The sequence below is a fragment of the Streptomyces sp. NPDC091272 genome (assembly GCF_044757485.1).
Classification (GTDB): Bacteria; Actinomycetota; Actinomycetes; order Streptomycetales; family Streptomycetaceae; genus Streptomyces.
On the sequence record NZ_JBIVVC010000017.1, the window covers coordinates 56,345 to 71,509 of the forward strand.

The 15,165-nt window shown below is 73.1% G+C and carries 11 protein-coding genes; 1 reads left to right on the forward strand and 10 read right to left on the reverse strand.

From position 1 onward, the window contains the following. Window positions 1-46 precede the first annotated feature (46 nt). The 9 genes from ACIQM4_RS32650 to ACIQM4_RS32690 form a co-directional block, all read right to left on the reverse strand. Window positions 47-2,350, reverse strand: a complete 2,304-nt coding sequence (locus ACIQM4_RS32650) for a xanthine dehydrogenase family protein molybdopterin-binding subunit (RefSeq protein WP_401598910.1) — start codon at window positions 2,348-2,350, stop codon at window positions 47-49. After that, a complete protein-coding gene (locus ACIQM4_RS32655; RefSeq protein ID WP_401598912.1) occupies window positions 2,347-4,455 on the reverse strand; it encodes a 2Fe-2S iron-sulfur cluster-binding protein in 2,109 nt (702 codons plus the stop codon). Before ACIQM4_RS32655 ends, ACIQM4_RS32650 begins: the two co-directional genes overlap by 4 nt. After that, a complete protein-coding gene (locus ACIQM4_RS32660; RefSeq protein WP_401598913.1) occupies window positions 4,452-5,345 on the reverse strand; it encodes an FAD binding domain-containing protein in 894 nt (297 codons plus the stop codon). Before ACIQM4_RS32660 ends, ACIQM4_RS32655 begins: the two co-directional genes overlap by 4 nt. Before the next feature lie 278 nt (window positions 5,346-5,623). Next, window positions 5,624-7,255 (reverse strand): beta-N-acetylhexosaminidase, encoded by a 1,632-nt coding sequence (locus ACIQM4_RS32665; protein ID WP_401598915.1) that lies wholly within the window; start codon window positions 7,253-7,255, stop codon window positions 5,624-5,626. A gap of 8 nt (window positions 7,256-7,263) precedes the next feature. Then, window positions 7,264-8,121: a carbohydrate ABC transporter permease gene (locus ACIQM4_RS32670; protein ID WP_401598916.1), complete on the reverse strand. Its 858-nt coding sequence runs from the start codon at window positions 8,119-8,121 to the stop codon at window positions 7,264-7,266. Beyond that, window positions 8,118-9,092, reverse strand: coding sequence for a carbohydrate ABC transporter permease (locus ACIQM4_RS32675; RefSeq protein ID WP_401598918.1), 975 nt, complete (start codon window positions 9,090-9,092; stop codon window positions 8,118-8,120). Before ACIQM4_RS32675 ends, ACIQM4_RS32670 begins: the two co-directional genes overlap by 4 nt. A gap of 58 nt (window positions 9,093-9,150) precedes the next feature. Continuing rightward, entirely contained in the window at window positions 9,151-10,461 is a 1,311-nt protein-coding gene (locus ACIQM4_RS32680; RefSeq protein WP_401598920.1) for an extracellular solute-binding protein, read from the reverse strand. Between the two features lie 331 nt (window positions 10,462-10,792). After that, window positions 10,793-11,095, reverse strand: coding sequence for a DUF3039 domain-containing protein (locus ACIQM4_RS32685; RefSeq protein ID WP_399442716.1), 303 nt, complete (start codon window positions 11,093-11,095; stop codon window positions 10,793-10,795). A gap of 29 nt (window positions 11,096-11,124) precedes the next feature. Continuing rightward, complete coding sequence (locus ACIQM4_RS32690) at window positions 11,125-11,739, reverse strand: YqgE/AlgH family protein (RefSeq protein ID WP_401598922.1); 615 nt, start codon at window positions 11,737-11,739, stop codon at window positions 11,125-11,127. Window positions 11,740-12,005: 266 nt separating this feature from the next. Between ACIQM4_RS32690 and murA the strand changes: the two genes are divergently transcribed. Continuing rightward, a complete protein-coding gene (gene murA / locus ACIQM4_RS32695) occupies window positions 12,006-13,346 on the forward strand; it encodes a UDP-N-acetylglucosamine 1-carboxyvinyltransferase (RefSeq protein ID WP_401598924.1) in 1,341 nt (446 codons plus the stop codon). 102 nt (window positions 13,347-13,448) lie between these two features. Here murA and ACIQM4_RS32700 read toward each other — a convergent pair whose 3' ends face one another. Beyond that, a complete protein-coding gene (locus ACIQM4_RS32700) occupies window positions 13,449-15,086 on the reverse strand; it encodes a hypothetical protein (protein WP_401598926.1) in 1,638 nt (545 codons plus the stop codon). Window positions 15,087-15,165 lie beyond the last annotated feature (79 nt).

The window sequence follows — 15,165 nt, forward strand, 5'->3', positions numbered from 1 at the left end:
TGGTGGCCCGGACCACCGTGCGAGGGCAAGGGGGCGCGCCTCGGCGTCAGGAGGTACGGGCGGCGGCCTGCGGTCTGATCGGCAGCCGGTTGACCGGACGCCCGGTGGCCGCCCGTACGGCGGAGGCCACCGCGGCCGGCGAGGTGACGACCGGGACCGCGCTCGCCGGCTTGGCGCCGAAGGGAGCGACCACGTCGCGCTCCTCGACGAGCTTGACGATCCGGATGTCCGGGGCGTCCAGGGCCGTCGGCAGGGCGTAGTGCGTCAGGTTGGGGTGGCGGACGAGGCCTCTGGGGGTGCGGAGGTTCTCGGTCAGCGCGGCGCCCACGCCCTGGGTGACGCCCGCCTCGATGCGGGCGGCGAGCTGGGCCGGGTTCAGGATCCGGCCGACGTCCTGGGCGACCGCCATCTCCACGACCCGGATCGAGCCGAGTTCGATGTCGACGTCGACGACCGCGCGCACGGCGCAGAAGGCGAGGCCGACGAAGGCGTCGCCCTGGCCGCTGGCGTCCAGCGGCTCGGTGGGGTGCGGGCGGCACTGGGCGGTGGCCCAGAGTTCCTTGCCGTCCATGGCCTCGGTGACGGTGGTGCTCAATACCCCGTCGTACGAGGTGATCTTGCCGTCGGCGATGGAGAGCAGCTCGGTGGACATGCCGAACTTGTGCGCGAGGGGCTGCAGGAGCTGGGTGCGGACCATCTTCGCCGCCCGCTCGACGGCGCCGCCGGAGACCCAGGTGTGCCGGCCGTGGGTGGCGGGCCCCGCCGGGGGCTGGTCGGTGTCGACGGATGCGACGTGCACCTCGTCGATGCCCAGGGTCTCCTGGACGATCTGCCGGGCGAGGGTGGTGAAGCCCTGGCCGGTCTCGACGGCGGCGCAGATGACGGTGGCGACGCCGTCGTGGACCTTGACGGTCGCGGTGGAGACCTCGTCGGTGCCTTCGGCGCCGAGCATGTGCACCATGCCCAGGGCGTAGCCGACACCGCGGCGCACCGCGCCGGGCTCACCGGCGCCCTCGGGCCCGCCGGGCAGCAGCCAGCCGTCCTCCGGCGAGTCCTTGGGCAGCGTGGGCAGCGGGAAGTCCCGTACGGCGCGCAGGAGTTCGGCGACCGGGGCGGGGCAGGTCACGGTCTGTCCGGTGGGCAGCAGGTCGCCGGTGGCCAGCACGTTGCGCATCCGCAGCTCGGCGGGTTCCAGGCCGAGCTTGGCGGCGAGCTTGTCCATCTGGCCCTCGTACGCGGCGCAGACCTGGAGCGCCCCCTCGCCCCTGACGTGCCCAGAGGGGGGGTTGTTGGTACGGACGGCCCAGCCCTCGATGAAGGCGTGCGGGACGACGTAGGGGCCGCAGGCGAAGGAGACGGCGGCGGCGAGGGACTCGGACGAGGCGTCGGCGTACGCGCCCGCGTCGAGCAGGATCTGCGCCTCCACCTTGACCAGCCGGCCCTCGGCGTCCGCGTGGTGGCGGTAGCGCAGCAGGGACGGGTGGCGGTGGGCGTGGCCGAGGAAGGACTCCTCGCGGGTCGCGGTGAGCTTGACCGGGCAGCCGGTGCGCAACGCCAGAAGTCCGAGGGGGAGTTGGAAGCCCGCGTCCTCGCGGTCGCCGGTGGCGCCCGGCACACCGGTGACGACGATCTTCACCCGTTCGCGTTCCAGGCCGAAGCTGGCGGCGGCCAGGTCGCGGTCGGTGTGCGGGTCGGTGGACGCGGTGTAGATCTCCACCCCGCCGTCCGGGCGGGGCACGGCCAGGCCGGCCTCGGCGCCGATCGGGGCGGGGTCCTGGCGGCCGATCCGGTACAGGCCCTCCACGACGACGTCACCGGTGACCGCGGGGTCGCCGAAGCTGAGCGGGATGTGCCGGATGAGGTTGCCGTCGGGGTGCAGCGGTTCGGCGGTGAAGGCCTTCTCCGGGTCGGTGACCGGTTCCAGGACCTCGTACTCGACGGCGATCGCGGCGGCCGCGAGGCGGGCGGTGTCGGGGTGGTCGGCCGCGACGGCGGCGATCGGCTCCCCGTGGTGGCGGACCAGCTCGGAGGCGAACACCGGGCGGTCGACGACCTTGCGGCCGTGGTGCGGGTCGCCGGGGACGTCGGCGTGCGTCACCACGGCCCGTACGCCGGGCATGGCGGCCGCGGCCGAGGTGTCCACGGAGAGGATGCGGGCGTGCGCGTGCGGGGAGCGCAGGATCGCGGCCCACAGCAGGCCCTCGGCCCACAGGTCGGCCGCGTACGGGAAGGTGCCCTCGGTCTTGGCGCGCGCGTCCGATGCGGGGAGCGAGGCACCGATTCCGTGCGCGGGCGGTTCCTGCTGCGTGCCGCCGACCGCTGCGGTCGCGGTGGCCGCGTCGTTGCTCACGCCATGCCTCCGTCGTGCGGGTGGTGAGGGGTGTGCTGGGCGCCGCCCGCGCCGGGCGGCGCCTGGTGCGGGATACGGGCCTCGTCGGTGGTGTGTCCGGTGGCCGCGGCCTCCGCGCTCGCCGCGCGCCCGGCGACGACGTCACGTACGGCTTCGAGGACGCCGCGGTAGCCGGAGCAGCGGCAGAGGTTGCCGCACAGGGCCTGCCTGGTCTCCAGCTCGGTGGGCGCGTGGTTGCCTTCGAGGAGGTCGTGGACGGTCATCGCCATGCCGGGGATGCAGAAGCCGCACTGGACGGCACCGCAGCCCGCCAGGGCGCGCTGGACGTCGGAGGGTTCGCCGTCGGTGGCCAGGCCTTCGACGGTACGGACCTCGGAGCCGGCGGTCGTGGCGGCGGGCACCAGGCAGGAGGCGACGAGCCGGCCGTCCACCTGGACGGCGCAGGCGCCGCACTCGCCCTGCGAGCAGCCGTCCTTGGCACCCGCGAGGCCGAGGCGCTCGCGCAGCACGTAGAGGAGCGACTCGCCGATCCAGGCCTCGGTGACCGGCCGGTCGGCGCCGTTGACCCGCAACACGTAGGAGGCGTGCGGGTGTTCGCTGGGTTCGTTGTGGAAGAAGTGGGCGGGCTCGTGCGGGGCGGCGTAGGACGGCTCGATGCCGGCTTCCGGGAGGTGCGCGGCGGCGGGCGCGGTGGCGTCGTGGGCCGCGGGACCGGAGCCGGCGTGGACTTCCGGGCCGGCGACGGCGTCGGTCGCCGCCGGTGCGCCGTCGTCCGCCGCTTCTCGCGCCGGTCCTTTGGCGCCCTGCGCGGGGTCGGACGCGGTGGCGGGGAGGGCGTCGGTTGCGGCGTCGGCGTCGGTCCCGGCCGTGGAGTGCGAGTCGGCCTCGGCTGCGGGCCCGGAGCCGGGCCCCGTCGTGGCGTCGGTCTCCGCGGAGGCGCTGTCGCCCTGCGCCGGGGTGTCCGAGGGGGCGGTGCCGGCCTCCCCTGCCGTGCCGGAGTCGCCTGCCGCGTCGGTCGACACGGGTGCCTGGCCGGGGTCGGCGGGGGCCGTTCCGTCCGGGGCGGGGCCGGGTGCCGTGGCGGGAGCCCCGGACGCACCCTCGATCTCGGGCTCCGGTCCGGCGGCCGGCTCCCACGGTGCGTCGGTGTCCGGCGCGGCGCCCGCGTGCTGGGTGCTGTCCGTGTTCTGGGTGCTGCCCGCATGCTCGGTGGTGTCCGTACCCGCAGCGGCGGCACCGTGCGGCACTGCGCCCGCGTCCTGCTCGGCGGCCGGTCGCATGCCGGGGATCGCCCAGGGCGCCGGGGCGCCGCCCGGCAGCGTCGCCGGAGCTCCCGGCGCGTGCCAGGGCGCGGCCTGCGCGGCGGTGAACTCCCCGGAGTCCTCCGGGGTTTCCTCGCCCGCGGCCGGAATCCGCCACTGCCCGGTGGGCAGGCCGGGGATGTCCGCCGGCTGGGCGGACGGGGCGGGCGCCGGGTCCGCCGGTGCGGCGTCGAAGGTCTGGGTGAGGTTCCACCGGCCGGTGGCGTCCGCGTCGTGGCCCGCGGCCGGCCAACCGGCGGCCGGCCCCTGCGGCTCGTCCGCCGGAGCTCCGAAGGGCGGGGACTGCGGCTGGTGCGGCTCCGGTGCGTACGGCCCGGGGAACCGCGATCCGTGGGGATCGTACGGCTCGTGGGCCTGCGGCGGCAGCGGTGCCTGCCGGTCCTGCTCCTGGTACTGCGGCTGGAAGGCCTGCGGGTCCTGGTGGAGGTGGACGTTCCACGTCCCGGTCTCCAGCGGGGCCGTGATGTGCGGCGGTACGTAGTCGTGGCCTGGCGCCGCGAGCGGGTCGCCGGTCCCGGAGAAGTCCATGCCCTCGGGCAGCTGGACGAACGCCGTGGCGTCGGCGTCGTACTCACCGCCCTGCGGCGTCGGCTGCCAGCCCGAGGGGACGGACCCGGCGGCCGGGCCGCTCCCGTACCCCGGACCGGTGTGCCCGGCGTCGCGGCCGTGGCCGAATGTCCCGCCGGGGCCGGCGCCTGCGTGCTCGGCGTTCCCCCCGCGCCCGGGGTCGCCGGTGCGGTCGGGGTGCTCGGTGCGGTCGGGGTGCTCGGTGTTGTCGGTCACGACAGTGCCCTCCCCAGTGCTCGTCGGGCCAGCGCGGCGACCGTGCGCCGCAGGTGCAGTACGGCGGGGGCCAGCGGCTGCGGCTCTCCCCCGTCGTCCGGCCGGGGCGGGTCCGGGATGCAGGCGGCGGCGACGTACTCGCCGAAGGCCTCGCAGGCTTCCGGGGCGAGCCGGCGCTCGCCGTCCCAGTCGATGAGGGAAGCGATCCAGGCCTCGGCCTCCAGCGGTCGCAGCGGCATCTGCGCGATGGCGCCCACCGCGCAGCGCACCCCGCGCCTGGCCGGGTCGAGGACCAGCGCCACGGACGCGGTCGCACGGCCGGGCCCGGTGCGGCCGGTGGCCTTGAAGAAGACCTGCGGCGCGTGCAGCAGCGGCACCCGGACGAAGGCGATGAGCTCGCCGGGTTCCAGCATCGCGCGCCCCGCGAGGAGGTGGGAGACCGGCAGGTCGCGCTGACCGCCGGGGCCCGCGACGACCAGGGTCGCCTCAAGGGCGGCCAGTACCGGCAGGGAGTCGCCGGTCGGGGCCGCGGTGACGATGTTGCCGCCGAGTGTTCCCGCGTTGCGGATCTGCGGCGGGCCCGCCGCGCGTGCTGCCGCGGCGAGGGCCGGGATGAGCGCGGCGAAGTCGGGGCGGCCCATCCTGGCGTGGGTGAGGCCGGCGCCGAGGAGGGCGTGCCCGTCCTGGTACTGCCAGCCGCGGATCTCGCTGATCCGGCCGAGGCCGACCAGTCCGGAGGGCCTGAGGTGCCCGGCGTTCACGGCGGCCATCAGGTCGGTGCCGCCCGCGACGGGCACGGCGGCGGGCATGGCGGTCAGTGCCGCGACGGCCTCGTCGAGCGAGGCAGGCAGCGTCACGGACTGCGCCGCCTGCGGTGCGTGCGTGGTCAACCCAGCTGCCCCTTCCCGGTGTCCCGCCTTGTTGCGCCGTACGGTACGTGCTCCCGGCCCGGACGTGGCAACTCTGGCACATCTTCGGATCCGCCCGACGCGAGGGTCCGCCATGGGACTTCCTCCCCCCTGCCGAGCCGAGGATCCGCTTTTGCCGGTCATCGCCGAAGTGTCCTGAAGCCTTCCGGTAAGCCTCGAATGCCCGGACGTGCCACCGCCCCGGCCCCAGGGAACGGTCCCAGGCCCGGGGCGGCGGCGTGCGGATCTCACGGCGCGGCTCACACGTTTGGGGGCGCCCCCTCGATCGGGCGTCCGATCACCCCGGGGCGCTGCTGGCGTGGCAACGGGCCGCCCGGCGGGCGGTAGTCGACGCCGAGCGCGTCGAGCCTGGCGTAGTGCGTGGTCATTCGCGACTCGAAAGCCGCGAAGTCCCGTTCCGCCGGGGCTTCCAGCGCCGACCAGGCGACCTCGGCGAAGGCGGCGAGCCGGGGGAACAGCTGGTAGTCGACCCGGCTGCGGTTCTCCAGGACCTCGGTCCAGAGGTTGGCCTGGGCGCCCAGGACGTGCCGCGCCTCGTCCTCGTCGAGCTCCGGCGGTACGGGCTCGAACCGGTAGACGTCCTCCAGGGTGCGGACGTAGCCGATGGGCACCGGCTCGTCGGGGCCCGCGTGCTGACGGTGGTCCAGGTACACCTGCTGCTCGGGGCACATGACGACGTCGTGCCCCGCCTTGGCTGCCGCGATGCCGCCCGCGTAGCCCCGCCAGGAGGACACCGCGGCGCCGGGGGCGAGTCCGCCCTCCAGGATCTCGTCCCAGCCGATCAGGCGGCGGCCCCGGTCGGCGAGCCAGCTGTCGAAGTGCCGGACGAACCAGGACTGGAGTTCGTGCTCGTCGGCGAGGCCGAGTTCGGCGATGCGGGCCTGGGCCGTCGGGGACTGCTTCCACTGGTCCTTGGGGGCCTCGTCCCCGCCGATGTGCACGAAACGCGACGGGAAGAGTTCCAGGATCTCGGTGAAGACCCCCTCGTAGAAGCGCAGTACGTGGTCGGTGGGCGCGAGGATGTTGGGGTTGATGCCCCAGGTGTCCCAGACGCCGAGCGAACCGGTGTCGACGACGTCGGAGTTGCCGAGCTCCGGGTAGGCGGCGATGGCGGCCTGGGAGTGGCCGGGGATGTCGATCTCGGGGACCACGGTGATGTGCCGGGCCGCCGCGTAGGCGACGATCTCGCGGATGTCGTCCTGGGTGTAGAAACCGCCGTGCGGGGTCTCGTTCCACAGCTCGGACGCCCGGTGCCCCCACTTGGAGCGGGGCCGCCAGGAGCCCACCTCGGTGAGGCGGGGGTGGCGCTCGATCTCGACGCGCCAGCCCTGGTCGTCGGTGAGGTGGAAGTGGAAGACGTTGAGCTTGTGCGCGGCGAGCAGGTCGAGGTGGCGCAGGATGTCGTGCTTGGGCAGGAAGTGCCGGGCGACGTCGAGCATCGTGCCGCGCCAGCCGAAGCGGGGGGCGTCGTCGATCACCTGGTGCGCGACGCCCCAGCGCGGGGCGCCGGCCGTCAGGGGTGCGCTGCGGAACGCCGCGGGGCCGAGCAGCTGACGCAGCGTCTGGGCGGCCCAGAAGACGCCCGCCCCGCTGCCGCCCCGCAGTTCGATCCCCCGGCCTTCGGTGACGCTGATCCGGTACGCCTCGGCCGCCAGCGACCCGTCGAGCCGCAGCCTCACCGCCGCGTCGTCCGCCTGCGCGACGGGCGCCAGCGGCAGGCCGAGCGCCGGGCCCAGCGTGCCGCTCAGCCACCGTGCGGTGGACTCCGTGCCCGGCTCCGCGTGCACGCCTGACGTCCCGTCCAGCCACTCGGTGCCCGGGTGGGGTCCGTCCACGGCCACCGGGGCCGGAATCAGGTTGGTCACGTCCATCAGTCCCATCAGTCCTTGACCGCCCCGCCCAGTCCCGAGACCAGGCGGCGTTGTACGAGTACGAAGAAGACCAGCACCGGGATGGTCATCACCGTCGACGCTGCCATGATCCCGCCCCAGTCGTTCTCGTCGGGTTTGAAGAAGACCAGCAGCGCCATCGGCAGCGTCGACTGCGAGGTGTCGCTGATGATGAAGGTCTTCGCGAACAGGAAGTCGTTCCAGGTCGAGATGAACGAGAACACGCTCGTCGCGACAAGACCGGGGAACACCAGCGGGAAGAGGATCTGCCACAGGAACCGGGTGCGGCTCGCCCCGTCGATGTACGCCGCCTCCTCCAGCGCCTCCGGCACCGCCTTCACGAAGCCGCGCAGCATCCACACCGCGAACGGCAGCGAGAAGGCGAGGTGCGGCAGGATCAGCGCGCCCAGCGTGTTGAGCTGCCCGAAGTCGCGCATCAGGAAGAACAGCGGGATGCTCAGCGCCTCGACGGGCACCATCTGCGCCACCAGGAACATGATCAGCAGCGTGGTGCGGAACCTGAACCGGAAGCGGGTCACCGCAGTCGCCGCGAGGAACGCGATCAGCGCCGAGAGCACCACCACGGACCCGGCGACCAGCAGGCTGTTGAGGAAGTACCGCCCGAAGTCCTGCTGTTCGAAGACCCGCCGGAAGGAGTCCAGGGAGGGGGCCAGGGTCCACGGCCTGGCCTCGGTGGACTGGATCTCCCCGGCCGGCTTGAAGGCGGAGAGCACCATCCAGTAGAGCGGGAAGGCCACCGCGACGGCGATCAGCAGCGCGGACGCCTCCGCGGCGAGCCGCCACGGCCTGCGTATCCGCAAGCGGCGGGGTGTGTCGAGGGTGCTCACAGTTCTTCCCCCTGACGTCGCATCAGCCGCAGGTACACGAGCGTCACCGCCAGCAGGATCAGCAGCATCACCACCCCGATCGCCGAGCCGAGGCTGTACTGCGAGGAGGCGAAGGCCTGTTGGTAGGCGTACACGTTCAGCACCAGGTTCTGTCCGGCGATGCCGCCGCCGTTGGTCATCACGTAGATCTGGGTGAACACCTTGAAGTCCCAGATGATCGACTGGATGGTGACGACCACCAGGATCGGCCGCAGCATCGGCGCCATGACGGACCGCCAGATCCGCCACTGGGAGGCGCCGTCCAGCGACGCGGCCTCCAGCACCTCCCCGGGGATCGCCCGGATCCCGGCGTACACCGTGACCATCACGAACGGGAAGGAGCACCAGACCACTTCGAGCAGTACGAGCGCGAAGGCACTGAAGCGGCCGTAGGTCCAGGAGAAGTCGCCGAGTCCCAGCAGCCGGTTGACCGGGCCGAAGTCGGGGTCGAAGAGGAACACCCAGACGGTGGAGCCGGTGACCGCGGGCGTCGCCCACGCGCCGAGCGCGGCGAGCATCAGGGCGAGCCGGGGCAGCGCCCTCACCCGCGTCAGCAGCACGGCCAGCGCGCAGCCGACCGCGAGCGTGGTGACGACGCAGGCCGCGGCGAAGCCGACGGTCGCGGCGAGCACCTGCCAGAACTGCTCGTCGGCGAAGAGGTCGGTGTAGTTGCCGAGCCCCCGGAAGGAGGTCGGTTCACCGCCGCTGACCTGGGCCTGGGTGTACTCCAGGAAGGAGATCAGACCGAGCTGGTAGATCGGGTAGAGCAGCAGCCCGGCCAGTACGACGAGCGCGGGGGCGAGGTAGAGCCAGGGCGTCCAGCCGGCCCGCGCACGCGGCGAGACCCCCTTGCCGCGCCGCGGCGGCCTCGCGACGGCGCCGTCCCGCACCCGCGGCGGGTCCTGGCGCGTCTTCAGGGGTACGGAGCTCACGACACCGCTCCGCAGGCGGCCCGGGGAAGGGTCGGCACGTGACGGACAGGTACGTTGCTCACTTCGCCGACGCCCCGAACGCCTCGTCCATCTTCTTCGCCGCCTCGTCGGACGCGGCCACCACGTCCTTCTTGCCGCTGACGATCTGCTGGAACATCGTCGGCAGCACCAGCGAGGCGTCGATCTTGCCCCAGCCGGGCGACGCGGGAACGAACTTGGTGCCCGCGTCGAGCGTCTTCACGAACGGCGCCACGTACGGCTGCTTCTTCGCCGCCGTCGCGCGCACGTCCCCGAACGTCGGCAGGAAGCCCATCGCGTCGAAGAGTTCGCCCTGGGTCTTCTTGGCCGTCAGGGACTTCATCAGGTCGACGGCGAGCGTGCGGTGCGTGGTGCTCTTCAGCACCCCGATGTTGTTGCCGCCGGCGAAGGCGGGTGCCACCGAGCCCTTCTCGACGCCGGGCAGCGGCACCACCGCGTACTTGCCCTTGGCCTTGCCCGCCTCGACGGCCGCGTGGCTGAAGTCGCCGCCGATCGCCATCGCCGCCTTGCCGGAGGCGAAGGCCGTCACGGTGTCGTTGCCGCCCATCTCCGCGCACTTGGCGGCCGGGCAGTTGTCGTCGCCGAACAGCGAGGTGTACGCGGTGATGCCCTTGCGGGAGGCCTCGCTGTTGATGGCCGACCGGTACGAGGAGCCCTCCGCGGTGGCGAGCTCGCCCCCGCCCGCCCAGACGAACGGCATCGCCCCGTAGGTGTAGGCGCCGCCGACCGCGAGCCCGTACATCTCCGGCCTCGCCTTGTGCAGCGCCTTGGCCGCGGAGATCAACTCGGCCTGGGTGGTGGGGACCTGGACCCCCGCCTCCTTCAGGACGTCGGTGCGGTAGTACAGCGCGCGCACGCCGACGAAGAGCGGCGCCCCGTACACCTTGCCGTCCACCGTGACGGACTGCTTGGCCGTCGGGTCGGTGTCCTTCGCCTCGGCCCAGGCCGCGAACTCGGCGCTGACGTCGGCGAGTCCACCGTCCTTGACGTATCCGGCGGTGTCGGTGTTGCCGTACTCGATGACGTCGGGTGCACTCTTCGGGTCGTTGAAGGCGGCCTTGATGCGCTGGGCGCGGGTGTCGACGGGTATGTACTCGACCTCGACCTTCGCGCCCGCGTGGGCCCTTTCGAAGGCCGCGACGGTGCGCTCGACGACCTGCTCCTTGGGCTTGTTGGCGACCTCCTGGAACAGCCAGACGCGGAGAGTGCCGCTCTTCTCGTCCTCCTTGGCGCCCCCGCCGGAGGTCTGCGGCGCACAGGCGGCGGCGCCCAGCACCGAGGAGAGGACAAGTGCCGCGACGGGCAGGGAAGTTCGGGAGATGCGCTTCATGTACGGGAACCCCTGTCGGTGAGCGTCCGTTGCACCATGCGCAACGAACGTTTCGTACTGCACAACACAACAGGCAGGAGACTAGAGCGCGACCCCACCCTGGACAAGGCCCGGACGCAAAACAGCAGTTCGCGACCGTCTCCCGCAGACTCCCCGCGACCCACGTCGCGACCACCTCCCGCGGACACCCCGCGCCCCACGGAGGCAGTCGTCGGCACACCGGGGCGACCCCCGGCGCACGCGGGCGGCGAGGACCGGCGGCGAGGACCGGCACACGCGAACGGCCCCCGCCGCGCGCCGGAGCGCACCGCGGGGGCCGTTCGGTGAAGAACTACTTCTTGTCGCCGCCCTTGCCGTCCTTACCGCCCTTGCCACCCTTGTCGCCGAGAGACTCGAAGATCTCCTTGCACATCGGGCAGACCGGGTACTTCTTCGGGTCGCGCCCCGGCACCCAGACCTTGCCGCAGAGCGCCACGACGGGAGTGCCCTCCAGGGCACTCGCCATGATCTTGTCCTTCTGGACGTAATGGGCGTACCGCTCGTGGTCCCCGTCGCCACGCGACGTCTGTGGAACCGGCTCTACAAGTGTCCCCGTACCTGCCCCGCGCTCGGGCTCGGGCTCAAGAGTGCTCATGGCATCCAAGGGTACCCATGGGGGCCGCCTCAGTTGAGTGAAGGATCGTCCGGATACGTCGCAATCATCGCGAGGCCGCTGCGCTGTCTGCGCAGCACCGCCCGCCACAGCCCCTCGGGGTCGGGCGACGACACGTCCCCCGGCTCCGACTCCACCACGTACCAGGCCCCGTCGGACAGCTCCTCCTCCAGCTGCCCCGGGCCCCAGCCCGCGTAGCCGGCGAAGATCCGCAGCGAACCGAGGGCGGCGGCCAGCAGCTCGGGCGGCGTGTCCAGGTCCACCAGACCGATCACCCCGTGCACCCGCCGCCACCCGACCGGGCACCCCCGGCCGGCCCGCTGCCGGGAGCGGGCGGCGGGACTAACGGCCGGGGCGGGGTTCGCACCCGGCACCACCGCGACCCCCAGCGCCGAGTCCTGCGAGACCGGCCCGCCGCGGAAGACCACGCCCGGCGCGCCGGCCAGTCGTGCCCACGGCGCGAGGATCTGGCCGACGTCGACCGCCGTCGGCCGGTTCAGCACCACACCGAGTGAACCCTGGTCGTCGTGGTCGATCAGCAGTACGACAGCCCGGTCGAAGTTCGGGTCCGCGAGTGCCGGTGTCGCCACCAGCAGCCGCCCTGTGAGCGAGGACACCTCCGTCATGTGCCACATGATCCCGCAGATCCACCCCTTGCGGACAGGGCCCGGACAGCCGTAAAAGGTCCGCAGCTCAGGGCGCACCGCAGCAGTGGGAGCGCGCGGCGGCGGGCACAACCGGACCGTAACCCTCCGCTGATGTGCTCAGGACAGAGCGTGTTGTGTCGAATTCATGACGTACGTCCACCCCGTTCGGCCACACGGAACGGGGGCATCAGCCCATTACCCTTTCCTCTTGGCCCCCTGTCCGACGACTCCGGAACGCGAGATACATGACCGGCACAGACGATGTACTGCTTGTCCACGGCGGCACCCCGCTGGAGGGCGAGATCCGCGTCCGCGGCGCCAAGAACCTCGTACCCAAGGCGATGGTCGCGGCGCTCCTCGGCAGCGGTCCGAGCAGGCTGCGCAATGTGCCCGACATCCGCGACGTGCGCGTCGTACGCGGGCTGCTCCAGTTGCACGGGGTGACGGTCCGCCCCGGCGACGAGCCGGGCGAGCTGATCATGGACCCGTCGCACGTCGAATCGGCGAACGTGGCCGACATCGACGCGCACGCGGGCTCCTCGCGCATCCCGATCCTGTTCTGCGGCCCCCTGCTGCACCGCCTCGGCCACGCCTTCATCCCCGGCCTCGGCGGCTGTGACATCGGCGGCCGGCCGATCGACTTCCACTTCGAGGTGCTGCGCAAGTTCGGCGCGACCATCGAGAAGCGGGCCGACGGCCAGTACCTGGAGGCCCCGCAGCGGCTCCGCGGCTGCAAGATCCGCCTCCCGTACCCCTCGGTCGGCTCGACGGAGCAGGTACTGCTCACCGCCGTCCTCGCCGAGGGCGTCACCGAGCTGTCGAACGCGGCGGTCGAACCCGAGATCGAGGACCTCATCTGCGTCCTGCAGAAAATGGGCGCGATCATCTCGATGGACACCGACCGCACCATCCGCGTCACCGGCGTGGACCAGCTGGACGGCTACACGCACCGCGCGCTCCCCGACCGCCTTGAGGCGGCGTCCTGGGCGTCGGCCGCGCTGGCCACCGAGGGCAACATCTACGTGCGCGGCGCCCAGCAGCGCTCGATGATGACCTTCCTGAACACCTACCGCAAGGTCGGCGGTGCCTTCGAGATCGACGACGAGGGCATCCGCTTCTGGCACCCGGGCGGCGCGCTCAAGTCCATCGCGCTGGAGACGGACGTCCACCCCGGCTTCCAGACCGACTGGCAGCAGCCGCTGGTGGTGGCCCTCACCCAGGCCACCGGCCTCTCGATCGTGCACGAGACCGTGTACGAGTCGCGGCTGGGCTTCACCTCGGCGCTCAACCAGATGGGCGCACAGATCCAGCTCTACCGCGAGTGCCTGGGCGGCTCCGACTGCCGCTTCGGGCAGCGCAACTTCCTGCACTCGGCGGTCGTCTCGGGCCCCACCAAGCTGGAAGGGGCCGACCTGGTCATCCCCGACCTGCGCGGCGGCTTCTCGTACCTGATCGCGGCCCTCGCCGCCCAGGGCACGAGCCGGGTGCACGGCATCGACCTGATCAACCGCGGCTACGAGAACTTCATGGAGAAGCTCGAAAAGCTCGGCGCGAAGGTCGAACTGCCGGGCGGCGCGCTCGTCTGACGACCAGGGCCGGTCGAACTGCCGGGCGGCGCGCCCGTCCGACGACCAGGGCTCCGGCACGTCCCGGGGGCGGCCACCGTGTTGCACGGTGGCCGCCCCCGTTCAGTGCGCGTACGCCACGTCCGTCCCCGCGCCCGGCAGTTGCAGCCCGCCGCGGGTCTCGTAGCTGCAACCCGTGTACGTGTAGCCCGGCTGGATCCGCTGTCCGTAGGCCGAGTTGCTGATCCGGCCCGCGCCCTCGGCGGACTTGTAGAGCAGGTGGTAGTCGCCCGCGGGGAGCATGAGCCTGCCCTTGGGGTACGTGCGCCGGGTGTCCTTGCACGCCTTGCCCTTCGCGGCCAGTGTGCTCGGGTACGGGCTGCACCCCGTGCACCCGGGGATCGTGAGGGTCCCGGTGACCGGCCCGGTGTAGAGGATGACGGTCGGCGACGGCGCGTCGTTGCTGACGACGACCGGCATCCTGGCCCCGCCCGGCGCCCCCGTCGGCGGCAGCCGGTCGCCCGCGGCCGGTCGTTCCACCGCGATCTCGGCCGCTACGGCGATGGTGCGGGCACGGGCCGCGTTGCCGCTCCCCCGGTACGTGGCGGCGAAGCCGGTCAGCGTGGCGCGGGCCGCGGCGAACTTCCGGTCCCGGAACTGGTCGAGGCCGCACGCCCAGACACCCGACTCCACCGCCCCTTCGGCCTCCCCGCGCAGTGCTGCGGCCCCCGCGCCGGGCAGTCCGCCCGCGGTGGCGCCGATCTTCCGCAGTTCGTCGGTGACCGGGCAGGGGTCGCCGCCGCCCAGCGCCTTCGTACGGTCGGTGATCCGGGCGCGTATGCCGGGTTCGACCTTGGCGGCCTGCTCCGACGCGGGAAACGTCCGCATCAGGTCGCCGAGTTCACCGCCCGCGGCGGCCGTCACGCCGAGTGCGCCCATCCCGCACTCGTACAGGGAGAGCGCGAGCGGCCGGTCGGGCCAGCCGGCCAGCTTGCCGAGCACGCCCTTGTCGATCGCGCCCGGCACGGTCCGCAGGTACTTCAACGGGGCCACCGCCGCGCAGTGTTCTCCCCGTCCGTACGGGGCGGAGACCGCCTTGTAGTACGAGTCGAGCCGGTCGGGCACGAGCTTCGCCGCCCGAGAGCCCGGGTGGTCACCGGCGAGCCTGCCGTACTCGGCGAGAGCGGCCCGGTAGTCGGACTCCCCCGCGGCGAACCCGGCGGTCCGCGCCCGCGCCACGGTCCGGTCGGCCCCGGCGAGACGCCCGAGCAGCATCTTCTCGACGGCCTCGTCCTGCGCCGCGCCGTACGCCAGCCCCCCGCCGGCCGGTACGGCGATCAGGACGACACCGAGCAGCACGGCCACGTACGGCCGCACCGGCAGCGGACGGCTCGCCCGCAGAGCGCGCCGCGCCCCGTCGAGAGCGGCCGCCACGAGGAACACCAGATATCCGACGACCAGCCACCCCGAGGTGCCGTCCACGTCCGCCGGCAGTACCAGGAACAGCAGGACCGCCGTGGCCGCCAGGCAGATCGCGGCCCCCGCCCACTGCCGCAGCAGTACGTACCCCAGCCCGAGCCCGGACAGATTGAGCAGCCCCGCCCCGACGGCCCGCACCGGGTCCGCCTCGGACCCCGCCCCGACGACCGGTGGCCGGTCCGGCGGCGGCGGGACGTACGGAGGCAGGGCCGGCGGGGGCGGCGCGGCCGGCCCCGGCCCGTCCTGCGGCTCCCGTGGGTCGCGTGTGCCCTCTGCCCCCATGCCTGCCCCCCGTCAAGGCCTGGTGTGCGGGCGAGGCCCCCGGCCCCACCTGCCCCGCCCCCACCCGGCCCCGCCCACG

Coding starts and splice junctions, on each gene's coding strand:
- ACIQM4_RS32665 (WP_401598915.1), bottom strand. CDS start 7,255: ATGGACGTGACCAACCTGATTCCGGCCCCGGTGGCCGTGGACGGACCC.
- ACIQM4_RS32680 (WP_401598920.1), bottom strand. CDS start 10,461: ATGAAGCGCATCTCCCGAACTTCCCTGCCCGTCGCGGCACTTGTCCTC.
- ACIQM4_RS32685 (WP_399442716.1), bottom strand. CDS start 11,095: ATGAGCACTCTTGAGCCCGAGCCCGAGCGCGGGGCAGGTACGGGGACA.
- ACIQM4_RS32690 (WP_401598922.1), bottom strand. CDS start 11,739: ATGACGGAGGTGTCCTCGCTCACAGGGCGGCTGCTGGTGGCGACACCG.
- murA (WP_401598924.1), top strand. CDS start 12,006: ATGACCGGCACAGACGATGTACTGCTTGTCCACGGCGGCACCCCGCTG.
- ACIQM4_RS32700 (WP_401598926.1), bottom strand. CDS start 15,086: ATGGGGGCAGAGGGCACACGCGACCCACGGGAGCCGCAGGACGGGCCG.